This is a genomic window from Alexandriicola marinus, assembly GCF_004000435.1.
GTDB classification, from domain to species: Bacteria; Pseudomonadota; Alphaproteobacteria; order Rhodobacterales; family Rhodobacteraceae; genus Alexandriicola; species Alexandriicola marinus.
This window is the reverse complement of sequence record NZ_RBVZ01000009.1, coordinates 61312-84799: the sequence shown is the minus strand read 5'-3', so window position 1 is coordinate 84799 and position 23488 is coordinate 61312. Positions and strand designations below refer to the sequence as shown.

At 65.9% G+C, this 23488-nt stretch carries 18 protein-coding genes; 12 read left to right on the top strand and 6 right to left on the bottom strand.

All coding sequences use genetic code 11. The features are described from left to right. Window positions 1-3: 3 nt before the first annotated feature. Entirely contained in the window at window positions 4-237 is a 234-nt protein-coding gene (locus EP376_RS18565; protein ID WP_127657126.1) for a hypothetical protein, read from the top strand. A 31-nt stretch (window positions 238-268) separates the two neighbouring features. Here EP376_RS18565 and EP376_RS18560 read toward each other — a convergent pair whose 3' ends face one another. Continuing rightward, entirely contained in the window at window positions 269-1240 is a 972-nt protein-coding gene (locus EP376_RS18560) for a hypothetical protein (RefSeq protein WP_127657125.1), read from the bottom strand. 127 nt (window positions 1241-1367) lie between these two features. Then, window positions 1368-2330: a hypothetical protein gene (locus EP376_RS18555; protein WP_127657124.1), complete on the bottom strand. Its 963-nt coding sequence runs from the start codon at window positions 2328-2330 to the stop codon at window positions 1368-1370. A 189-nt stretch (window positions 2331-2519) separates the two neighbouring features. Here EP376_RS18555 and EP376_RS18550 point away from each other — a divergent pair, with 189 nt between their 5' ends. Continuing rightward, on the top strand, window positions 2520-3566 hold the full coding sequence (locus tag EP376_RS18550; protein ID WP_127657123.1) for a tyrosine-type recombinase/integrase: 1047 nt from the start codon (window positions 2520-2522) through the stop codon (window positions 3564-3566). Window positions 3567-3640: 74 nt separating this feature from the next. Next, window positions 3641-3955 (top strand): hypothetical protein, encoded by a 315-nt coding sequence (locus EP376_RS18545; protein ID WP_127657122.1) that lies wholly within the window; start codon window positions 3641-3643, stop codon window positions 3953-3955. Window positions 3956-3979: 24 nt separating this feature from the next. Here EP376_RS18545 and EP376_RS18540 read toward each other — a convergent pair whose 3' ends face one another. The 3 genes from EP376_RS18540 to EP376_RS18530 form a co-directional block, all read right to left on the bottom strand. Continuing rightward, window positions 3980-6910, bottom strand: coding sequence for an exostosin domain-containing protein (locus EP376_RS18540; protein ID WP_164744990.1), 2931 nt, complete (start codon window positions 6908-6910; stop codon window positions 3980-3982). 114 nt (window positions 6911-7024) lie between these two features. After that, window positions 7025-8089, bottom strand: a complete 1065-nt coding sequence (locus EP376_RS18535) for a ParB/RepB/Spo0J family partition protein (protein WP_127657120.1) — start codon at window positions 8087-8089, stop codon at window positions 7025-7027. Between the two features lie 37 nt (window positions 8090-8126). After that, the gene (locus EP376_RS18530) at window positions 8127-9509 is read right to left on the bottom strand and encodes an AAA family ATPase (protein WP_164744989.1); all 1383 of its coding nucleotides are present in this window, start codon (window positions 9507-9509) and stop codon (window positions 8127-8129) included. Between the two features lie 506 nt (window positions 9510-10015). Between EP376_RS18530 and EP376_RS18525 the strand changes: the two genes are divergently transcribed. The 3 genes from EP376_RS18525 (at window position 10016) to EP376_RS18515 (ending at window position 14444) form a co-directional block, all read left to right on the top strand. After that, window positions 10016-11035 carry a replication initiator protein A gene (locus EP376_RS18525; protein WP_238928905.1) on the top strand — a complete coding sequence of 340 codons (1020 nt, stop codon included), beginning with the start codon at window positions 10016-10018 and terminating at the stop codon, window positions 11033-11035. A 122-nt stretch (window positions 11036-11157) separates the two neighbouring features. Next, window positions 11158-13641 (top strand): glycosyltransferase, encoded by a 2484-nt coding sequence (locus EP376_RS18520; RefSeq protein WP_164744988.1) that lies wholly within the window; start codon window positions 11158-11160, stop codon window positions 13639-13641. Further along, entirely contained in the window at window positions 13638-14444 is an 807-nt protein-coding gene (locus tag EP376_RS18515; protein ID WP_127657117.1) for a glycosyltransferase, read from the top strand. The genes EP376_RS18520 and EP376_RS18515 overlap by 4 nt, the downstream gene beginning before the upstream one ends. A gap of 4 nt (window positions 14445-14448) precedes the next feature. Here the strand turns inward: EP376_RS18515 and EP376_RS18510 are convergent, their stop codons facing one another. Beyond that, on the bottom strand, window positions 14449-16017 hold the full coding sequence (locus EP376_RS18510) for a coiled-coil domain-containing protein (RefSeq protein ID WP_127657116.1): 1569 nt from the start codon (window positions 16015-16017) through the stop codon (window positions 14449-14451). A 286-nt stretch (window positions 16018-16303) separates the two neighbouring features. On the opposite strand from EP376_RS18510, the gene EP376_RS18505 reads away from it, so the two are divergent. From EP376_RS18505 to EP376_RS18480, 6 genes are all read left to right on the top strand, one after another. Continuing rightward, a complete protein-coding gene (locus tag EP376_RS18505) occupies window positions 16304-17083 on the top strand; it encodes an ABC transporter permease (RefSeq protein ID WP_238928906.1) in 780 nt (259 codons plus the stop codon). A gap of 67 nt (window positions 17084-17150) precedes the next feature. Further along, a complete protein-coding gene (locus tag EP376_RS18500; RefSeq protein WP_127657114.1) occupies window positions 17151-19025 on the top strand; it encodes a glycosyl transferase in 1875 nt (624 codons plus the stop codon). Further along, the gene (locus EP376_RS18495; protein WP_127657113.1) at window positions 19022-20029 is read left to right on the top strand and encodes a hypothetical protein; all 1008 of its coding nucleotides are present in this window, start codon (window positions 19022-19024) and stop codon (window positions 20027-20029) included. Before EP376_RS18500 ends, EP376_RS18495 begins: the two co-directional genes overlap by 4 nt. Then, window positions 20022-20555 (top strand): hypothetical protein, encoded by a 534-nt coding sequence (locus EP376_RS18490; RefSeq protein ID WP_127657112.1) that lies wholly within the window; start codon window positions 20022-20024, stop codon window positions 20553-20555. Before EP376_RS18495 ends, EP376_RS18490 begins: the two co-directional genes overlap by 8 nt. After that, window positions 20552-21667 carry a glycosyltransferase family 2 protein gene (locus EP376_RS18485; protein WP_127657111.1) on the top strand — a complete coding sequence of 372 codons (1116 nt, stop codon included), beginning with the start codon at window positions 20552-20554 and terminating at the stop codon, window positions 21665-21667. The genes EP376_RS18490 and EP376_RS18485 overlap by 4 nt, the downstream gene beginning before the upstream one ends. Beyond that, a complete protein-coding gene (locus EP376_RS18480; RefSeq protein ID WP_127657110.1) occupies window positions 21664-23478 on the top strand; it encodes a glycosyltransferase family 10 fucosyltransferase in 1815 nt (604 codons plus the stop codon). Before EP376_RS18485 ends, EP376_RS18480 begins: the two co-directional genes overlap by 4 nt. Window positions 23479-23488: the final 10 nt, after the last annotated feature.

Here is a 23488-nt window from a genome sequence, read left to right as displayed (position 1 = left end):
ATAATGGCTCTCAAGACAACAAAAACGACTTCATCCTCCGAAGAATTTCCACTCGAAACGGTCATTGATCTGGCGCATGCCCTTCATGCGAACAAGTATGCTGACAGCTGGGCAGAAATGGGCGACGAGGGTCGCCACTCCTCTTGGGAAGAGGAGAGTGCGACCTTCCACACGCAGGCCCGCCGCATCCTGAGAAGGATGGACAGTCAAGGTTATGAACTGATCAAGAAGAACTGAGGCTTGCCTACGGCGATAACCGCCGTGGTTGCTAGAGACACAAGGCTGGCGCGAATTGCGCCAGCCGGTCGCCAAAGCGGAAGTCCTGTTCGCGGCAGGTCTCCTGGATCAGTTCGTAGTCGGATTTCAGCCGGTCGAGATCCGGGATCAGCGATCCTTCGCGGCCCGGGGGTTTCAGGCTCAGGCTGAAGCCGTAATCCCCTTCGAGCTGGTTAAGATCGGCGGCATATTGGCTGCCGATCAGGTAGCTGCAGAAATCAGCCGAAATCTGCATGGGCTGACGGAAGGTCGGGTCCGTCTTGGCCAGATCCATGATCTCCGAGCCATAGGTCGAGGCCTCGTCGCGCGGGATGAAGTTGTTCATCAGACGCTTGAAGAACAGAAGGTTGCCCGAGACGCTCGGATTGTTCTCGTATCCGGGGGTGTTCCAGCCTTCGATGCTCTCGATGCGGAGGATGCCGCAGAGTATCTCGTCGATGCTGGATCCGTTGCGCAGGACCTGCCGGTTGTAGTCGCGGATATGGAGCGCGTCGCGGCCAAAGAACTTTTCCCACCGTTTGAGGATCGGGACAAAGGGCTTGCGCTTGAGCACGGCGTAATTCTCGAAGTCGCTGCACAGCGCGCTCGATTGCACGTCCTCGCGATACCAGCTGCTGAGATAGTCGATGTAATCGCGCAGGAAGATGATGATCTGCACCTCGCAGCCCTCGAAGGCCTCGGCGATGCGGCCCACATGCGGCGTGTCGTGCAGCGCCTCTGTCGAGAGCAGAACGTTCTTGCCTCCGGCGGCCTCGGCCTCGGCTTCGATCGCGTCGCGCAGCTCTTTGAGGGGGCCGATCCCGCGATGGGCCGCGTGAAACAGCTCGTGATGCGCGACGCCGTCGCTGCCAGCCTGCGGATAGAGCCAGCCCTGATCGGCAAGATTGTCGGGATTGAGACTGAGAAACTTCTGAAGACTGGAGGTCCCAGTCTTGTTCAAACCGATATGGAAGACTACCCGCAAGACAACTTTCCCCTTCTGGCGTTGATTTCGGCTATCAGATTAACTAACCCTACTCAATCACAAGCTGATGCAGCGTGTCATGTCCGCGACACCAGACAGAGCCTCGGGCCGGCGACCTGTTTTCCGATCAGTCGATGAACGCCGCTGACCAGATGCGGTAGCGGTCCTGACCGCTGGCCTCGCGCGTGAGGCCCTGCGCCTCGAGCAGGGCGAGATGCCGCTGCACCGTGGCCCGGCTCGAGCCGGTTTGCGCCTCCGCCATCGGGGCGGAGACAAGCGGCCAGTCCCGCAGGAGGTGGATCACGGCATCGAGCGATCCGCCGGGCCGGGGCTCGACACGCTGCCGCACGATCTCCTCCCAGGACAGGAGCCTGTCGGTCTCGGACAGGGCGGACCGAACCGCCTGATGGGCCTGCTGCAACCAGGCCGCAAGGCGATTGGACGGCGGGCCGGAGGACGTCAGCGCAAGGGTTGAGCGCCGCGCAAGCGGCAGGAAAATCAGACCCTGTTCCACCCCGATGGGGCGAGGACGCGCCACCCGCATGGCAAGCACCGCCGCCTCGATCATCGCGGCGGGCCCGACAGGTCCGCGCCGCTTCCACAAGTGAAAAAGCCGTGCCGCCGCGACCACGGGATGCAGGCCCTCCGTTCCTTCCAGAACCTCTGCCAGGTCATCGGCGATGGGATCGCTTGTCCCCGGGTCACCCGCACCGGCACGTTCGAGAAAGAGACCGGGATCCGCGGCCGGCTCCGGCCCCGAGGACAAGCGGCGCAAGGCCCATCCCGCCCGGGCCAGCCCGAGGGCATCCTCGTCCGGCCCCGACAGGCGGGCAGCTTGCCACAGAGAGAGCTGCTCCGCGCCGATCCTGTCCCCGGCCCACCAGCTCAGCCCCACGGCCTCGGCCAGGGCGAGCCTCTGCCTCCAGCCTGCGGGGCCCCTGTGCAAGCGCTCGTCAAGCCGCCCGAGATCGGCACATAACCCTGCAAGTTCGACCACGTGATCCGACTGGGCGCGTAACCACGGTCCCGGGTCGAACAATTCCCGCCCGGGATGCGACTCGGACGGCCCGTCTTCAGAGAGACCGGCCATGAACCAGACGGAACGGGGCAATTCAGGAGATGAGCTTGGAGCCGTCATGGCCAATATTTATAGGATTAATTTACTTTTAATAATCTTTTTTTATCATGTTTGAATACCACTTAATGCTTCTTGTGTGATCTATGTTAGATACGATAATGTTCAGTTATCGTATCTTATGAAGGTCAAGCCCCAAACGCCATGCCAAACCTTGTCACGCCGCGGGAAACGAACCTCGATGACGAGGCGCTGGAGGCTCTGTCTGATCTTTTCGTGCGCGGAACCCCTGCGAATACGATCCGGGCCTACGAACGCGACCTTGCCTATATCACCGCGTGGAAAATGGCGGCGTTCGGCACCGATCTGGCCTGGCCCGAGGAAGAAGCGGTCGCCATGCGGTTTGTTCTCGATCACAGTCGCGACCTGCAAGACATCAGCGGAGACGCGGCCCGCGTGGCACAAAGCCTGATCTCGCAGGGTCTGCGCCGTTCGCTGGAATGTCCCGCCCCCAGCACGTTGGACCGGCGCATCGCCTCGTGGCGCAGTTTTCACCGGATGCGGAACCTGCCCTCCCCGTTCGATGCACCCCTGATCCGTCAGGCCCGTTCCAAGGCCCGCCGCGCGGCCGGCAGGCCGGCTGCCCCGAAATCAGCCAATCCGATCACACGCGAAATCGTGGACGAAATGTGCGCGGCCGCGGGTCCCGGGCTGCGCGGCATACGGGATCGGGCGATCCTGCTGCTTGGCTGGGCTTCTGGCGGGAGGCGCCGGTCCGAGATTGCGACCCTCAGGCGGGAAGATGTCGATCTGGGCGATTTCGACAGTGACGGGATCGTCTGGCTGCGTCTGCGTGACACCAAGACCACCCGGCAGGAGCAGACACCGAAACTTGTCCTGAAGGGCCGCGCGGCGCGCGCCGTCACGGCATGGATCGACGCCGCGGAAATTCGGGACGGCGCCCTGTTTCGCAAGATCGGAACAACGGGCAGGCCCGGGACCCGGGCGTTGAGTCCGGCAGGGATCGGCCAGATCGTGAAGCGCTGTCTCGAGCAAAGCGGGCGCGGCGCCGATTTCGCATCGGCCCATGGTCTAAGATCGGGCTTTCTGACCCAGGCCGCCCTTGACGGCGCGCCGCTTCAGGCCGCGATGCGGCTGTCGCTGCATAAATCCGCGGCTCAGGCACAGGCCTATTACGGAGACGTCGAGATCACCGACAATCCGGCGACGGACCTTCTCGACAAATCCTGACGACGGGGGCCTTGGCCTTGACCGGAAAACCCTGTCTCATGAGCCAGTGCAGCACTGGACAAGGTCGCGATCTCATGACCGATCATATCGCCGACACGACACCCGATGTCAGCCCGCGCAGCGACACCCGCGAGATCGCCTGCCTGCGGGCCCAGATAGGCAGGCTGGAGACACTGGCGTTGCGGCTGCATGATGAGGCGAAGGAGGCCGAGGTCAGCCACGCGCTTCGCCGGGCCGCACTTGAAAGCTGGGTCGCAGAGACCGAGACCCGCCTTTCCGGGGTCGAAGCAGAGAATGCCCTGCTTCGGCACGAAATCGCGGAGCTGCACGCCTCCACCTCATGGCGTTTGACCGCCCCGCTCAGATGGCTCAGGCTCCGCCTGCCCTAGAGCCTGTTCGCACCGAAACAGAGACTAATCAGGCGCAACCATCGACACTATGATTGCATGACGTGCTGCGCGCAGACGGTCGGGATCGGACAGGCGAGTGCGCAGGACGGCACGGGCGGCCAGCCAGTCTGAAGCGAAACGGGCATCGGTAACGAAGGATGCGACGCCCCGGCGCCCCTCTTCAGGATCGAGACCCGAGAGATCGATCCTGGCCTCCTCCGGGATAAGCCTGTCGAGGCCCGGCACACGGGGACAGGCCGGCACCGCGCCCAGCACCACGGCCTCGACCGCCGTCGCGGTCTGCGGAGCGGCAGACCACAAGATACCGGTGCGGCCGTAAAGACGAGAGAACCGCGCAAGGAGCGGATCGGGCAAGCGCCCGTCCTCCTCCGCGAGACGATCCTCCTCGATCGGGCAGGTGCGCCAGCGGGTCAGACAATCGGAGATCTGCATCCCGACGTCACGGTTAAGATAGAGCCTGTAAAGCGCCGCATGGTGATCCGACAGGAGCGCAGCCTCGGGTAGATCCGACGCGGCGATCGCAGCCTTGCGCCGGGCGTGGAGACGCGCGATTTCCGCCTCGGACAGGTCCGAGCCGATATCGATCCGCAATTGCCTTGCCGCAGAGGCGAGAGCTCCGGGAAACAGGCTCTGATCAGGCAGAACAGACTCTGATTCAGCGACCAGATCTGCACCGCCATCGGGGGTCTCGCCGCCCGATGCCAAGCGAGCATCGCACAGGGCAGGATAATGGGACCCCAGCCGTGCGGAGGCCCGGGCGAGTGCTGCCCTGATTGGTATGTTCGCCGCGAAACGATCCCGTGTTGCGGCAAGGGTATCGGGCACTTCCGGGGACGCGAGATTCAGCAGCAGTTCTGCTTCCATCGGATCGGGCCGGGTGGACGCAAGCACGCGCCGCGCAAGACGCAGAACGGAGGACGAGGCCACCTGCCCTTCTGCCGCATCGGAGATCTCTGTACCCAGTTCCAGCACATCGGTGACAAAACCGTCCGGACCATAGAGATCCCAGATTTGCTGACCCGCCCTGCGCATGGCGGCAAGACGGGCGGTATCTCCGGCCAGCGATGCAAGGCGGTCCGGCAGGCCCGCAACGGCATCGGGCGTCTCTGCACAGAAGACGGCGCCCTCTGCCCAGAGGCGGGGATCCCCCGGAAGGGCCAGTTTATCCGACAGGATGACAGGGATCGCCCCGGCCCCGAGCGCCTCCCACAGACGGATCGAGTTCGGCCCGGATCCCGACGGACAGAGCGCGAAGACCGACCGCGACAGCGCCTCCTGGAACTCTCGGGACGCGGCATCGTCGACAAGCGCCTCGGCTCCGCCCTCGGTCACCTGCCATATCTGATGATGATAGACGACCTTGGCGTAATGCCAGTCCTCCCGCCCTCGAACGAGCCCTTCGGGCCGGTCACCAAGATGATCTAGAATCCAGCTTCTGACCTCGGTCAGGTAATGCGGATTGGCCCGCGCTCCGATGAAGGAATACAGGTGGGGCCGATCCTCTTCCGGCCGGCAGGCGACCTGGTCGGGCACCTGGACGGGATAGAGCGGAAACGGATGGAGGCGCGGCGCCTCTGCCCCAAGGTCCGCCTCGGTCGCATGGGGCCAGAAGATGTGGTCGATCCCGGCCTGCCGGAACAGATTCAGATAGCGCGGCAAGAGGATGTGCTGACAGACAGTGACCCGGATACCGTCCTGCGGCAGCCCCGCACAAAATGCCTCGAACACTTCCTGCTGCGCCTGTGCATCGACGCCCCTGGCCTGAAGGTGATCGATCAGCGTAGCCCAGGGATAGGCCACGTAGACCACGCCATCGGGCAATCCGCCCATCGCTTCGAGGCGTCGGAAGGCATGTTCCTCCGTGATCGCGGGGTATTGCCACCCGTCATCGAGCGCCTGAAGCCAGCCGTTGCGCCGAACATGGCGCAGCCGATCCTTCGCAGCCTGTGAAAGGCCGCCGCCTTGGATTTGCGCGTCCGGTGCCGGCGCATCGGGTTTGCCCTTCATGCGGATGCGGCGCATGGGTTTGAAATCGGTCGCGTCGTAGGCCTCGGGAAAACGGGTATAGTGCCGCCCGTCCACGGCCTCTTCCACGAGGGTGAGAGCCCTCGCCGCGAAGCGGCTTTCCAGACGCAGCCGCGTGGGCGCGGGGCCGGAGGCGATCTCTTCGAAGGCCTGTCGGCGCAAGGCCTCGGGCAGGATCGCGTTGATCTCGGCCCTGTAGGCCTCTGCCTGGGTGGCGGACAATTGATCCGGACGGACCCGAAAGGAGGCAAGCGGCCGTCCCGCCTGAACAAGCTCCGCATATCCCGCCATGAGCCGCCAGAGGTTCCAGTCTCCTGCAAGTTTCATCGGGCGGATCGTCTCGTGGGGCACGACCCTGTCCCAGAGCCAGCCCCGGAAGAACGAGCCTTCCTGCTGCACGAAATGCCAATGCGCATGATCGCATAATCCAGCCCGGATCACGGCGGTCGGAAGTTCCCTGTCATGGGAGGCAACGACTACATCCTCCCTGATGACAGAGACGCTCCCCCCGATCCAGGCCATCGCCTCGGGCGGAAATTGGCGATCCGCGGCGGCAATGAAGGCGAAACTGCCGGGCAGATAGATGTCATCGGCATTGATCCAGGCCAGAAACGCGTTCTCGCCCGGCTCAAGCGCGGCAAAACCCGACACGATTGCATCGTAAAGCCCGCCATCCGGCGCCTGGTGACAAGTGAACTGAAGATCGGAACAGGCGAGGGGCCAGCCTCCACCCGCCAGCATGTCCTGCCACCACAGGATACGTTCCCAGGTTCCGTCGGAAGAACCGCCATCCTGGACGTGATAGCGCAGACGAACAGGCCCGGCCTGGCTCACGACACTCTGGATCGTCTGGTCGATCGTCCGGACCGCATTCAGGCACGGCGTCGTAATGAAAAGCTCTGTTTGCATCCGCCCCATCCATGCGCGCCCGGTCTTGTGCAAACCATAACGCCCCGGCTCGAAGCCACAACCAGACATGGAACACGGCGTTTCGCGCGCGAAACAAATTATGTTAAGTTTTGCCTATTCGCGATTGTCCCAGTCAAGCCAGGAAAAGAGCCTGTCGCGAAAGGTTCCGTCCTGCGTCCCGGGGCCGGACAACGTGATCCGGCCATCCGCAAATGTCGTCACTGAAATAGAGCCTATGGCAAAGGATTCGACGGGCGGATTGCGGCGCGACGACGGGGCAGGCGCCTCCCCGGCCTTCTCCCCCTCGGGCCGTCCCGTCATGCCGTATTTCACCACCTCGGCCACGATCCGGGCCTCGTCCTCCGCCGTCCGGGGCGGCCTCTCGCGCAGCCGTTCGGCCAGCACAACCGCGCGCGATGGATCGGTCTGCAGCACCGAGGCCAGCGCCAGCCCCGCCCGTTCCGTCATCTGGGCCGGGAACCGCAGATCGTCATCCAGCGCACGAACGATCCGAACGAAGCTGCCGATCTTCGATCGGCGGGGGCGCGAGGCCGCGTGGAACAACTCGGCCAGCGCGACGCGATCTGAGGGGAACACCCCGCGATCCGCAGCCCTGACCACGATCCGCGCCCGCTCGTAATAGCTCAGACCAACGCGGATCTCGTTTTCCTCGACCATCGAGAGATAGGCATCCCCCGCGTCCTCGGGATGCCTCACGATCGCCAGAACAGTGTCGAACACGGCGCCATCGGGGCCGGTCCGGCCCGTCTCCGCCAGCTGACGCAGCGCGGTGAGACGCCGCCAGCCCGAGATCAGGCCCCACCGTCCCTCGCCCAGCTCCGCCACCTCGACAGGCGTCTGCTGACCCCGCCGCTCGAGGCTCTCGGTCAGGGTCTGCATCTCCTCGTCGTCAAGGACGACCCTGTCACGCACAAGATAGCTCTCGTCGATCTGGTCCAGCGGCAGGCGAAGGATCATCCGCCCCTCGGCCCGGGCCGAGCGCAGCGTTTCGCTCAACTCCGACAACGCCGCCTGTGACGCCGCATCCCCGGCTACATCGGCAATGGGCGCCCGATGCGCGGGGCCCGCATCGGGGAACATGCCAAGCCCGGGCCGGTCCCCGGCAGGGTCACCCCCGGCATCAAGCCGCGGGGGTCCCAGACGTTTGCGTTTCGCCATGATCAGCCCTCCGTTTGGCCGTGACCCGTCCGGGCCATCATTCCGCAGCCTCACGGGCCAGCCGCTCATCCCGGCGCCAGGCCCCGTACAGCAGCCGCTTGAAGGCCGCATAGGTCGCGTCAAAGGTTTCGCGCCCGCGGGCATAGGTCTCGCGGTTGAAATCCCGGTAATCGGCCTCGTAGATGCCCTGGACCTGCTCTCCGGCCTGGCCGATCAGCGCAGTGAAATCCTGCCGGTGCGGCGACAGGGTCCGGCCCAGATAGGCCTGCATCAGGCCTGCCAGTTCAGCCTGCTGGCTGCCGTCATACCGGGTGACGACCGCGCGCACCGCATCCCACTGGAACGCCATTTCAGGCCGGCCGAGCGCGCGGGCGGCCAGGTTTTCGCCCTCCTCGATCGACCGGAAGGTGGTGTGCAGCATGTCGAAGAACCGACCCGTTGAATCGAATTCCAGGAACGAGGCGCCGGTGGGCACCAGAAGGATATCCGCCGCCGCCAGCCCGTTGATCGTGAGATATCCCAGTGCGGGCGGCGTATCGAGGATCACCAGGTCATAGGCATCGAGTATCCCGTCTTCGCTCAGGATATCGGTCAGCGCATCCCACAGCTTCCAGCCCCGCCCCTGCATCCGCCAGACCGGCACCTGGAACTCGGCCCAATACAGGTTCAGCTGCGCGCCGATCAGGTCGATATTGGGCCAGTGCGTGCCCTGGATCAGGTCCTTGGACCGCAGCCTCAGCGCCTCGGTCAGCGTGTCATCCAGCGTGATCGGCCCCTCGCCGCGTTCCATCCGCCTGCGGTTCTCGGCCTGAAGATGCCCCGCGTAATGGCGGGCCAGCAGGGGAAAGACGGTCTGCCATTCATCCGCGACCTTGCCGCCGAAGATCGAGGTCATCGAACCCTGGCTGTCGAGATCGATCACCAGCACCCTGTAGCCGTCGAGTGCCGCCGACATCGCCAATTGCGCCGCCGTCGATGTCTTGCCCACGCCGCCCTTGAAATTTGCCACGGCCACCGTCTTGGCCGGCAGCCCCTTGGGCCGGTAGGGCAGGTAGTTCTTGGCCTTCGACCCTTCCGCCGCGAAATGCGCCCGAAGCCGCAGCACCTCGTCCAGCGTGAACCATTTCGCCCCGCCATCGGTTTCCGAGCGGCCCTGCGGCAGCTCCGGGTTTCCCTTCAGCACCCGGCGGAAATGCGCAGGTGCCACCGGGATCAGGTACCGGGTGATCTCCCAGGTGGAAAACAGCCGCAATTGTCGCTGCCCGTTCTCCTCCAGCCCGCGCGAGGCCAAATCATCCCGGCCCGCGGCACAGGCCCGGGCGATCTCCGCAAAACCGTCGGTGCTCGTCGGAATATCCAGTTCTGCCTCTGCCTCATCGGGGGAAATACCGAAATAGGGAGGGTCTGATGCCTGCGCCATGGCTGCCTCATGTATCATGTTTTTGTCAGAGTACCAAAAAAGGCGATACATGAAAGAAAAGATTGCACCTTCTGCCAAGGAGACGTTCTTTTCTATGCAAATTCAATACCTTGCAGATCATGCTCAACAGGTGAACTTCACATCATCTTCTCGAGGCGAATGTTATAGATGTGTTAGAAGATATGTTACGGGTTTTTCCTATTTACCATAACACGTTGATAGAAAAGGCCGTTTTTCTGTTTCATCTTGGGGCACCGACTCTGATACCCCGATTGCGCGATTCCGAACCTCCGACCAGCCGATTCCGATACGACGATTTCCCGGCCGCCCGGGCTGGACCGAATCTGTGGATAACTCTAGGCTGAGTGTCACTGAAACCCCGAACCGGGTCGCCTCATCGCGGCACCGCTATCGGGGAGAACAAGCGGGGCGCACAGATCCCGCGAGAGGCAGATCGGTATGTACGGGCAGGTGATGCAGATTTCCTTTGCGGATTGCCGCGGGTCATGACCACGGCGCAGACACCTTCTGCGATGCGCGACTTCTTTGTCTGCGACATCTTCGATGCCAGTCCCAAGGATGACCTGGCCTCGATGGAGCATCCTCTCTTCTCGCTCTCCACCCGGCCCGACCGGCGGATCAGGCGCTACGAACACAACGGGGTCGAGGTGACCGTCACGCCCTCCGTGCGGGGGCGCGCCACGATCCACGACAAGGATATCCTGATCTATTGCATCAGCCAGCTGATGGCCGCGCTCAATGCGGGTCGCGAGGTCAGCCGCACGCTCAGGCTGACCGCCCATGACCTGCTGGTCGCCACCCGCCGCGATACCGGGGGCGACAGCTATGTGCGCCTGCGCGAGGCCTTCGAACGGTTGGCTGGAACCCGGATCACCACCAATCTCGCCCAGGGCGGGCAGGAGACGACAACCGGCTTCGGCCTGATCGAAAGCTGGGAGATCGTGCGCCGCACCCGGTCGACCAAATCCCGCGAGGGGCGGATGGTCTCGGTCACCGTCACGCTGAGCGAATGGCTCTACCGGGCGGTGCTGTCGAAATCCGTCCTCACCCTCAGCCGGGATTACTTCACCCTGCGCAAACCGCTCGAAAGGCGGATCTACGAACTGGCCCGCAAGCATTGCGGCGCCCAGAGAGAATGGCGCATCTCGCTGCCGCTTCTGCATGCCAAGGCGGGATCGGATGCGCCGGTGCGCGTGTTCCGCGCGGCCATCCGCAAGATGATCGCCGCCGATCCGCTGCCCGATTACGCGCTGTCCGAGGACGAGGGCGACATCATCCGCGTCACCCGCCGCCGCCTGGTCGAGACCGACAGGGCCGTGGGGCAGGGGCCGCTCTTCGGGCCGGAGACCGCCGACAAGGTCCGCGCCCTCGCGCCCGGCTGGGATGTGCATGCGCTCGAGGCCGAGTGGCGCGGCTTCTGGGCCGCCACCGGCCGGCCGCGCCTGTCCTCTCCGGAACGGGCCTATCTCGCCTGGGTGGCGGGTCGGATCGCGCGGGACGGCTGATCCCGGACGCGCGCATGGCGGACCTGCGCGCCCCGCGATGGACAGCGCCCCGAAGCCTGCGATAGAACCGGCCTTGTGCCGATCCCGCGCCCGGCGGGCGGATGTCAGTTCGGAGAGCACCCTTGCAGCGGATCCTTGTCAGTGGCGTCGGCCGGTCGGCCACAACGCTGATCTACCGCCAGGTCGGTCAGCTTCTCCTGACCGGGGGGCAGGCGGTCAATTTCCGCTACGAACCCTACCTGTGGGATATCCGCGCCCCGCGCATGAAAGGGCAGAGCTTCGGTCCGGGCGATCTGTCCCATGCCGGGCTCGACACGCATCTCAACACGCCGCTCTTTCTCGACGGTCCCGGCGATCCCCGCCACGATGCCTTTCTCGACAGCCTGTTCGATGCACCCTTCGATGGCGATCGGGACCGGCGGCCCGATGCCAGCCTCGCCAAGGTGATCCGGGGTGCGGGGCGCCTGAGGGCCGGTCTCGAACGGTTCGCGGATCTGCAGGTCATCGCCTGCCTGCGCAACCCGGTCGACACGATCAATTCGGGGCTGGGGATGTTTTCCTTCTTCGGCGAGGAATTCCACAGCGATGACCGGCCCCGGTTCAAGGCCGAGTTGCTGACCCGCCCACCGGTGCCGGGGATCGATGCGGCCGCGCTGCCCGACGGGCGGCGCTCGATCGCGTGGTCCGCCGCCTGGGTCGCGGCCTTCACCGCCGAGATGTGCGCCGTGGCGCGCGATTATCCGTCCCGCGTGCACCTGGTCTGCCATGAGGCGCTGACCGCCGATCCTGTCGCGGCCCTCGAGGCGATCGCGGCTTTCCTTGGCCGGCCGGGCACCCCCGAGATCCATCTCGGCGCCAAGATCGCCGCGGGCCCGAAAGCGGGGGCGGTCAACCTGACCGTGGCCGACATGGACCACCTGCAGCCCTTCTTCGCGCGCTATTGCCGCGATGTTCTCGAACCGGCTCTCGGGTCCGCGCCCACGCAACACCTCGCCGCGGCGCTGCCTGACCGCTATGGCTCTGGGTCCTACCGTCTGCCGATCGCCGGCGCGGATGCCGGTCTCATGGGGACGGCATTGCATGAAATGATGCTCATGGAGCAGGTCACGCCCTTCGTGAAGATCATGCAGCGCCCGCCCCATCCCACCGATCTGGCCGCGCTCATCGACGATATCTGTGACAGCCCGGGTGCCGCGACCTGGTCTGGGCGGCCGTCTTTCCGGCCTCACCCGGAGGCCGCCGCCCTGAAGGCCGGGCGCAGCTTCGGCGTCGTCGTCACCTCCTACAACAGCGGCCTGCTGGCCGTCGACGCGGTCCTGTCCTGCCTGCAGCAGACCGTTCCCTTCGACGAGATCGTGGTGGTCGACGATTGCTCCACCGATGACAGCGCCGCCTTGCTGGCCGAGCTGGAGCTGCGCTTCGCCCAGGTTACCCTTGTCCGGCTCGATACCAATCTCGGCCCTGCCGCGGCGCGTCATATCGGCTTCACGCGGGCCGGCACCGATTTCATCACCCAGCTCGACGGTGATGATCTCTACTGGCCCACCAAGCTCGAGGGCGAGGCCCGGGTGCTGGACGGGGATCCGACCCGCGTGGCCTTCAGCGATGTCCTTCTGGCCGAAAGCCCCACGCGCCACCTGCTGGAGGACACGGCCCTCTTCTACGGCTCCGGCACACCGGAGGTACTCTATGGCCGTCTGTTGTCCCGCGAGGGCATGATCCCGCGCGACCTGACCTTTGCGCGCGACAGCTATTTCGCGGTGGGAGGCTATGATCTGACGGGGAGCCTCTATGAGGACTGGGAGTTCAAGCTGCGCCTCGCCGCTTTGCCCGGGCATCGCTGGGTCCGGTCCGGGGGATTTGCCGGAACGGTCTACAACCGCTCCGCGCCGGGTCTGTCGCATGCCGATCTCGACCGTCAGGCCCGTGCCCTGGTCACGGTCTTTCTGCGTGCGCAGCGGCCCGCTCTTCTTCCCGTAGACCGGGTCCTGCCGGCCTTTGACAATGCGCTCAGGCGGGTCGCCCGCCGTCCGATGACCCGCGCCGTCCGGCGCTGGCTTCTGCGGCTGATCGAGGAGGACCGCTTCGATCCCGTCGCGGTCGCTGATTTCGGCAGGGCCCGCTGGCTGCGCAGTCTCTCGGGTGATGCGTTCCGCAGACTTTTCGCCGAACTCGCCGTGACCGGGGCTGCTCCGCCACGCACGCCACCCGCGGCCCGGCCGCGCAATCGCCCCATCCTGAACTGGAAACCCCGGGATGGCTGGCACAGCTGGGCCGGGGCGGAGGAGAGCCCCCCGCAGGTGGCGCTCAAGAACGACAGCGGAACCTGCGCCATCGGCCTGTCGGTGCCGGTCTCGGGGTTCTGTCTCCGGATCTATCCGGGCGAGTCGCCCTTGCGTCTGAATGTTCGTGTCGACGGGCAGAGCCATGAACAGCAGGTCGTGGCCGCGGGCCCCGGCCGGCTCGTCCCGGTAGAGATACCGCTGCCGCTTGGATCGGGTCCGTCGATCGTGCACATCACGCTTCCCGACCCGCCCGTCACGGCGCCGGATCCGGACCGGCCCCGTCTTGTGCTGGGCGGGATCCATGCCGCGGAGGATACATGACCCGCCCGGTGCCCCTCATCTCCATCATCACCGTGGTCAAGGATGATGTCACCGGCGTCATCGCGACCCTGTCGAGCGTCTTCGGGCAGGCCATGAGCAATTACGAGGTGATCGTGCAGGATGGCGCCTCGACCGATGGGACAACCGAGGCGCTGGCCTGTTTCGGGACCTGGATCGACGATCTCGAAACCGCGCCGGATGACGGGATATACGACGCGATGAACCGGGCGCTGGCGCGCGCGCGGGGGGAGTGGGTGCTGTTTCTCAACGCCGGTGACGTTCTTGTCGACAGGGATGTCCTCTCCCGCGTCTCCGAGAGGCTCCTGACGCGGATCGATCTGTTCGTCGGTCAGGCGATCCGGGCGGAGGACGGCTCGGTACACGACTACCTGCCGCCCGAGATGTTCTGGGCCGGGTCGGTCAATGACCACCAGGCCAGTTTCGTGCGCCGCAGCCTCGCACAGGAGCTGGCGTTCGATACCCGCTGGCGGATCGTGGGGGATCTCGATTTCTTCCAGCGGCTTCGCGAACGGGGCGCCACCGCGCTCCATGAAGAGATACCGGTGGTGCGCAAACCCTTCGCCACCGGGGCCTCTTCGGATTTCATGGCCCGGTTCCACGAACGTGCAGCGCTTCTGTTCGAACGCTACGACGGTGTTCATCCCGTGCGGGAGGTGCTGGAGCGCAATCTGCGGGGCTATCTGCGCCGAACCTATGCGCCGCCGCCGGGCATGCTGCGCGCGGCCGGCTACGACCAGCTGCTTGCCTATGAGCGCACCTGGCGCCTGGGCCGCAAGTCCTGACGGATCAGCCCGGGGGATCCTGAGGTGGGGGGTCCGAGGCGGCGCGCCGCCGCAGAAGCGATCCGACCCCGCGCAAGGGCCGTGTCACGCGCCAGGAGGTCGACCGGCGCAACGCCTCACTCTCCTCGCGGGCGGCCGCAAGCTCGGCCCGCGCAGCCTCGAGTTCGGAGCTGAGCCCGTCGAGGTCGCGTTTCTGAAGGGCGGCGCGGTCTTCCGCGGCCTTGCGGCGGACATTGCTGGCATCGACCATCTGCCTGAGCCGCCGGGTCTCGGCGTCGTGCTCCTTGGCGCGCTCCCGGTCCCGGGTGACCACCGCGCGCATGGTCTCGAGTTCGGATGTCAGCCGGCGGATGTCGGCGTTGGCCTTTTTCACATTGTCCCGCGCCGTTTCGAACTGTTTCGTAAGCTGCGCGACACGGGCCTTGCTCTCCTGTTCCACGCGTGCCTTCTTCGCGTTTTCCTGGGCGATCTCCAGATTTGCGGCAAGTTGGTCGATATTGGTCCGGGCTCTCTTTTCGAGACCAGCCTTTTCCGCACGGGCCTTTTTCGCGTTTTCCTGGGCAGTTTCCAGCTTTGTGGTCAGTTTGGCGATATCAGCCCTTGCCTGCTTTTCGGCCTTGTCCTTGTCCGCCAGGGCTTTCTCCAGCGCCTCGAGTTGCGAACGGTCCGGCGCTGCGGCGTCCACCGACTGAAGTTTCTCGGACAGGCCGCGATAATATTCCGCTTCCTGTGACAGGCGCAGAATTTCAGCCAGGTGCCGGTCGGTCTCGGCCTTTTGCGACGCGCGCTCCTCGGCCAGTTCCTCGGCATGCGCTTCGATCCGCCGTGTTTCCCGTTCCAGCCAGGCATCCTCGGCATCACGCAGGATGGCGCGGATCTCGGTCTGTCCGGCGGTGCGCTCCTCTTCTGCGATCCGCTGCAGGAGCCCGTCCGTTTCAAGCCTGTAACGCAGCGGCCCTTCCGCGTGATCGGGAAGCTCCAGCCAGTACCGGTCGAGAAGGGGCGGTGCCGCAGGGCCCGCCTCGAGCTGGGCCAGGCCCAGCCTGGCCTGCAACAGATGGCGCGGCCCGGGCGTGGCGGGAGCCTCCTGGGCCGTAACCGGCGGAGCCGGTATCGTGACATCCAGTCCCAGCCGGGCGGCGACTTCCTCCGCGACGGTGGCCGGGTCACGTACCACCACCGCATCCCAGGCCAGCAGGATCGTGTTGCGCCTGCGGTCGAGAAAGGCTGTCAGGTCTTTCGACAGGGTCCGCCACGCCTCCAGCGCGGTTCCCAGATCCAGCCCGTCCTCGAGCGCCTGGGCCACGAGCTCCACCGGTTTGGGGGCCACCACGAGGATGGCCGAGCCCTCCATGTCCTTCTTCAGGCCGGTGACGGCATGCTCGAAGCTCAATGGCCCCGACCACGCGTCGAGGCAGTCCTTCAGGGCGCTGCGGGCCAGGCTGCCGCGCGCGGTTTCCCGTCCGGGATGGCCGGCCAGTGACGGCAGTGTCACGAGGGTCAGTGCCAGCGGCGGCGTGTTCCGCACCGTCGATCCCTGATAGGCGGGTTTTTCAGGTTGAAGGGATGTCATCTATACGAGCCACTCTTTGACGGCATAAACCCAGTATCACGAACCGGACAGGTCCCCGAAACCGAAAGTCGTTTTCCACGGACCCCCGGGGCTCCGGATCGGACCAAGCCCCGAACACGGGTCGAACAAAGCCTTTAGCCACTTTTCGGTCCCGCAGTTCAACCCCGACGTGCTGAAAAACTGGGCGATACCATGCCGAACGGCTTCAGCTCGCCACTTGCCAATCCGCCATGCCCCGTGCTTTGCAAGCCATATGCAGCAGTTCCCGACCTCCAGTCCCGATACGTTGAAAAGCGATTCGGCCATCACCCGCAGCGGCCGGACCATCAGCGCCCTGATCCTGCGGGAGATGGGCTCGACCTATGGCCGCTCGCCCGGAGGCTATCTCTGGGCACTGCTGGAGCCGATCGGGGCGATCATTCTGCTGTCGCTTGCGTTTTCGCTGCTCCTCAGGTCGCCGTCGCTGGGCACGAGCTTTCTGCTGTTCTATGCCACAGGCTTCCTGCCCTTTCAGCTCTACCAGAAGCTGGAAGGCAAGGTGAGTGGCGCGCTGACCTATTCCAAGTCGCTTCTCGCGTATCCCAGGGTGACCTGGCTCGATGCGGTCCTGGCCCGGGTGATCCTCAATCTCCTGACCATGATGATAGTCTTTTTCATCGTCATCACGGGGATCCTCATTCTGACCGACAGCCGCACGATCATCGACGTGGGGCCGATCGCGACGGCCCTGGCGTTCATGACGCTCCTGGGGTTCGGAGTGGGCCTGGTGAACGGGGTGCTCAGAGGTCTCTTCCCGGTCTGGAAGCAGATATGGACCATTACGAGCCGTCCGCTCTTCCTCGCCTCGGGGCTGTTCTTCATCTACGAGGACCTGCCGCCCGTAGCCCAGGACATTTTGTGGTGGAACCCCCTGTTCCACGGAACCGGGCTTGCGAGGTCCGGCTTCTATCCCACCTATGACGCAGCCTATGTTTCCCTGCCCTATTGCTTTGGTTTCGGCCTGATTTTCACGGCTCTTGGTCTGTTGCTGATGCGGACCTATTACAAGAAGGTCCTCGAGAACTGACGGGGCGGTTGTGCCATGGCGGGGCGGCGGGTAGACCCGCCCCTGTTGCCTTTTTCAGGAAGAGTATATGAATCCGACCGCTTTCCAGACCGCGCCAGCCGGTGCGGCGCAACTTGTTCTTCAGCGTATTGTCCTGCCCGATTTCGCGGTGACCACCGAAACCGGGCTTTTCGTGCATCTTCAAGATGCCGCGCATCTGGCCGAAGAACACCGCGCGATCGCTTTTGCCGAAGGCGGCATGGCCTGGTTCACGACCTATGGCAACCTGTTCAACCTGCGGCTCTGGGGGCAGGCCGCCATGCTGGACGGTCTCTGGCTCCGGCTGGCCGGAGAGGGCCGCGTGGGCCTGAAGATCTGGCATGTCACGGGCGTGGATTTCACAGAGCACACTCTCTTCGAGGATGTGATCGACCTGTCGGCGGACGGTGTGGCAGTTGATCTGTCCGCAGCCTTGGATCAGCCCCGGCTTGGGGTCCTCTACTTCCGGCTCCAGGCGATGGCCCCGGCGGTGCTGCGCGAGGGTGCCTGGCTGACGACCGCTCCCGACCTTGCCGGGGCCGATCCGCTTCGGCTCGCGATTTCCATCACCACGTTCCGCCGGGAGGAGGATGTCGCGGCGACCGCGGCCCGCATCACCGGCTTCCTCGACGGGGAGGGGGCGCCCTATCTCGCGGCGCTGGGGGGCGAGGCGCATCTTTTTGTCGTGGATAACGGCCAAAGCGTGGACCTGCCGGCGCATCCCCGGCTGACCCTCATCCCCAATGCCAATCTCGGCGGGGCAGGAGGCTTTGCGCGGGGTCTGGCCGCGGCCGAGGATGGTGGCTTCACCCATTGCCTGTTCATGGATGACGATGCGTCCTTCATGATGGAGAGCCTTGTGCGGACGCTGGCCTTCCTGCGGCTGGCCCGCAGCCCGAAGGCCGCCGTGTCGGGCGCGATGATCTCCGAGGCGCGCCGCTGGGCGATGTGGGAACGCGGCGCCGTCTTCAATGGCGCCTGCCGTCCTGAACATGTCGGGGTCGACCTTCGCGATCCTGTCGCGGTCACCCTCATGGAACTCGCCGCGGCCGCTCCCCGGCCGGAGGGTTTCTATGCCGGCTGGTGGTATTTCGCCTTCCCGGTCGCGGAGGTGCGGCACTATCCTTTCCCGTTCTTCGTGCGGGGCGACGACATCTCGTTTTCGCTGGCCAATGATTTCGACACGGTCACCCTGTCCGGCGTGGTTTCCTTCCAGGAGGATTTCTCGGTCAAGGAAAGCCCGCTCACCCTGTATCTCGATCTGCGCAACCACCTGCATCACCACATGGTGCAGGATGGTCTGCGTCGCGGCGCGCTTGGCACCGCGCGGATGGTCGTGCGGTTCCTCGCCCGCTCCGTCATCCGGATGCATTACGACAGCGCCGAGGCCCAGCTCATGGCCTGGGACGACGTGATGAAGGGGCCGGACTTTTTTGCCGAGAATGTCGACATGGCGCAGGTCCGCCCCCTGGTGACGGCCCTTGCCCGGACCGAGGCCTGGCAGGATGCCGATCCCCGGGAACCGACCGATCTGCCCGATATCTCAGCCGATGATGTCCCGAGCCTGCGTCAGGCAAAGCTTCTGAAATGGACGCTGAACGGCCATCTGGTGCCGTTCTGGAAAGTGCTGGCCCGGCACCGCACGGTGCCGATGCCGCAGCGGGGGCTGATCTGGCCGCTCTGGGGGCTGTCGCAGGCGCGGTTCGTCGATCCGGCGCGGCAGAAAACCTATGTCGTGCGCCATTCCAAGGCGCGCTTTGCGCAGATCATGATACGGGCCGCAGGGCTTCTGTTCCGCTGGATCAGGGTCTATCCGACGCTCGCGAAATCCTATCGCGACGCCTATCCCGAGATGGCCGCCCGCGCCTTCTGGGAAGAGCGCTTTCTTGATGGCACGGCCAGGGAGGCCCCTGCCGCGGAATGACGACCGAACTGATCTGTCACCTGGGTGATTTCCGAACCGGCTCCACCGCGATCCAGTCCGTGCTGCGCGGGCGGGCGGAGGAGTTCGGCCTGTTCTGGCCCGACGGGGCGAACCATGTGGTGCTGGCCCAGTCGCTGGCCGATGCCGGGGCGCGCGATCATCATTGGCGGGCGCTGGCCCGCGCGATGGCCGGGCAGCCGCGCACAGTGATCTCGGCCGAGCATTTCGAATTTGCCGATCCCGACCATCTTGCCCGCGCGCTCGAGACCTGTCTGCCGGAGGTTTCCGTCCGGCTCGTGGCCTATGTCCGGCCCCACGGGCCGGCGCTTCTGGCGCGCTTCGCGGAATCGGTCAAGATCGGCAATTTCGACGGGACGCCTGAGGCCTATCTCGACTGGCCGCAGACCCGCTGGCGGCTTTCCTACGCGGCGCGGTTCGGTCGTTGGCGCGCGGCCTTTGGTGACCGCTTCACCCTCGCGCTCTATGACCGGAGCGCCTTTCCAGGGGGCTCGGTCGTGCGCGATTTTCTGTCCCGCGTGACCGGCACCGATCCGGGCGAGATGCAGGTGCCCCAGGGCAACCCGACCCCGGGGCTGGCGGATCTGGCCCTCGCGCGCGCCTTTCACCACGCGATCGGCGACCTGCCCGAAGAGGCGCGTCCCGCGCGCTGGACGTTGGGCCGTCATCTGGGCCGATTGATCGCCGCGCTGCCGCGGCCCGATATCCCGCTGGTGGCCGACCGGGCGCTGGCGGCCCGTATCGCCGACCGGTTCGGCGCGGATGCCCGTGCGCTTGATGCCGAATTCTTCGCTCCCGCCACGCCGATGGCCGATGCGCTCGACCGTCTTGCGCAGGAGGCGCCGGAGCTGCCGCAATCTTTCGATCCTGCCGATCACTTAAGCGAGGACGCCTTGCGGCTCGCCGCGCTCTGGGGCCAGATGATCGGGGACGGGCTGAGGAGACCCGGGGGGGCGGAGATGCTGAACGGGCTCTACCATGAGTGAGCATGGGGTGATCGCGCTGGACGGGATGCTCGTCCCGCTGCGCGACGGCGCCGTCTCGGAGCTGCGCCCGCTGGATCTGCCGGGCACAGAGATGGCCCCGGGCGTCTGGCTCCATACCGATCCCGAGGCCGGGATCTCGGGCCAATGGTCCAGCCCGCGCGGACGGCTTTGCGAAATCGACATCACGGTTGATGCGCCGGGTCGCTGGCTGGGCCTGCACGTGGCGCTGCCGCCCTTCGAGGCCGATGCCGTGACCTGGCTGGGGATCGCGCTTCGCGTTCACGCAGCCCGGCCCCTGGCGCTGCGCCCCTGTCTGCGCTCGGGCACGGACGAGGGCTTTGTCGATACGTTTTTCGACCGGCATGCGCTTGCCCGCACCGCCGAGACCGACCATCACGGGGTCCTTGCCCCCGACCGTCATCCCGATCTGCCGGCCACCGCGCCATGGCGGGAGTTGATCCTGTTCCTGCCCTCGGGCGAAAGCCTGTCGCTGGCGTTGCATGCGCTGAGGATCTTCGCGCTGTGAGGCGGGCGGGGCTGTGGCGCCGCCTGTTGGGGCGCGCGCACGAACCAGAGACTGTTTCACCGCAGGACGCGCCCGTATCCGTCGGGCCGGAGCCGGATCCCGAAGCACCGCCCGAGCGGGACCCGCCGCCCGCGCCGGAGCCTCTGGCCCGTCTCGATCCGGTGCCGCCGGGGCTGCGCCCCGATCTTGTCATTCCGTGCCACAACGATGCGCCGGGGCTGGTGCGGCTTCTGGCCCGCGTGCGACGGCTGGAGTGTTTTGCCCGCATCATCGTGGTCGATGACGGCTCTGCAGAGCCGGTCGAAGAGGTGATCCCGCCCGCCCCGGATCTCACCATTCTGCGCCACGACGCCCCCCGGGGCGGCGGCATCGCGCGCAATCGCGGCCTGATTGAGGTGACGGCGGATCAGGTGATCTTTGCCGATGCCGATGATCTGGTCCTGCCCGAGATCCGGGCCCTTCTGGCCGATCTGGCGCAGGCCGGGCCATTCGACATCTGCCAGTTCCGCTATGCCGACAGCCGCGTCGCCGAAGAGGGGCTGTGGGGCCATCCCGACTGGGACGAAAGGTTCTGGGAAGGGGCGGATCATGTGGTGGGCGCGTTGCGCGCCCTGCCCGATGACCTGTGGCCGGTTCTGGCGCAGACCGCGAACTATCCCTGGAACAAGGTCTATGACACTGCCTTCCTGCGTCGCCACGGGATCGGCTGCGCCACGACGGCCGTGCATCAGGACATTCCGCTGCACTGGATGAGCTATCTCGAGGCGCGCCGCGTTCTTGTCTCGGACAGGGTCTGCGCCTGGCACGAGGTGCGCGAAAGGGGTGGGCGGCTGACCAACCGGTCGGGCCGCGAGAGGATGGAGGTCTTCGACGCGCTCGATCCGGTGGCCGCCCGCATCGCCCGTGCCGCACGTCCTGACTGGGAGGTGGCTTTTGCGGATTTCACCCTCGGGCTCATCGATTGGGGCGCGTGGAAGATCGCGCCCGAGCTGGAGGGCGAACTGCGCACGGCTGAGGCCCATTGGCTGACAGCCCGGGTTGGCCCCTGGATGGACCGGATCGCGGCGGCGGATCCGGGGCTGGCCGCCCGCCTGCGCGCGAGGATGGGATGAGCGCGCGGCTGGGCCTGTGCTGGCTGACCCATGGCGCGGGGCCGGATTTCGATCCGGCCGCCCACGCCTTTGCGGGCCTGCTGCGTCCGGGCGATCACGCGGTGCTTGTCGATCTTGAGGCGGGCGATGACACCGCCGCGCGTCAGGCGCGGTTCTTTGCGCTGGCGGGCTTTGCGGATGGCGTGCAGGTGACGCGGGTCCTGGGCCGTGGCGGCGCATGGGAAGAGGCCGCCGATATCGCGCTTCAGAACCTGTTTTCAGACCCGGATCCGCCCGAACTGATCCTGTTCGCCGCGCACGGCCTCCGGCCCGACACCGCCGCCCTTCTCCGGGCCCGGGACCGCATGGGCGAAGAGGACAGGGATCTGCTGCGCCTGCGCTGGACCGATCACGAGGCAGAGGACAGCCTTTTCTCCCGGCTCGTTCACCGCGATCTCCTCGGCCGGCTGCGACCCTCTGCCGATGGGGTGCCCCGCCTCCTGTGGGAGATGGAGGCCCGTGCACAGCGCCCCGCCGATCACGAGGAGCCTCTGGGCGCGCTGGGGCGGGAGCCTGCCCCGGGTCCGCGCTTCGCGGCCGACCTTGCCGATCTGCTGGACGCGGAACCGGACGCGACCGACTGGGCCGCGCGCCGGATTCCGCGCTGGATCACCGCCACGGGGCGCGCGGCGCGCAGTGCCTGGATCATCGCCTGGCCCCGGCTGCGCAGGGCCTGCCCGGGCCTTCCCGAAACCGTCCCGTTGCCCGCCCCGCCTTTGCCCGCACCCGCGCGGACAGGTGCGGCCCCGGTCCGGCTCTATCGTGCCGGACGTCATGCCCATCGCACCCCCTTTGCCTATGATGTGCTCGCCCCCCTCTGGGAGGGGCGCATCGCGGTGCAGGATCATCCCGACGGCGCCGATCTGGTGGTCTTTGCGCATCCCGACGACCCCCTGACGCTCGATGCTGACACCGCCCGCGCGCTGCGGGACGGCGCCCGGGCTATGCTGTTCTCAGAAGAGCCGTTCTGGGACAGCCTGTTTTCCCCCGATCCCTGCGCACCGCATGTGACGCTGCCCGCGGGGCAGCTGGGCGAGATCCGGATGGCGCAGGTCAATCACCATACCTCGCCCGTCTTCGACTGGCAGCACCTGCCCTATTACCTCCTGAGCCAGAAGGGCATGATCCCGCGTCTGGCCGAGAGGTTTCATCGCAATGCCGGGCTGTCGCCAGCCGATTGGCAGGCTGCCTTCGCCACCCGCCCCGCACGGCTGGCCTTCATGGCCGAGCGGCGGCCCGAGCATTTCCACGATATCGATCTGCCCCGGGCCGATCTGCTGGGCCTGTGCGCCTGGCGCACGCGGCTGGCCCTTGCCGTGACGCAAGGGCCCGTCCTGCGGCTGGGGGCCAGCTGGGAGGGCGGGCCCACACGGTTCGAGATCGACGATTGGCACGACGACAAGCTGACCCGGATGGCGGATCATGTGCAGATCCTCTCGGGGCTGGAGAACACCCATCAGCCCGCCTACCTGTCGGAGAAATTCTTCGATGCCTTCGCCTGCGGGGCGGTGCCGCTTTACCTGGCCAGCCCCGGCCATTCGGTGCACCGGCTGGGCCTGCCCGGGGCGGCCTGGATCAACCTGTGGGGTCTGGGCGAGGAAGAGGCGCGGGCCCGGGTCGACGACTGGCAGCCCAACGAGGAGACGTTTGCCGCCTATGCCGCGGCCCAGTCAGGTCTTGCCGCACGATTTTCCGACAGTGCCGAGATCGAGGTGGAGCGGGGCCGGTTGGGCCGTGCTGTCCTGCGCGAAATTGATATCTTGATTTCCTGAAATCATAAAA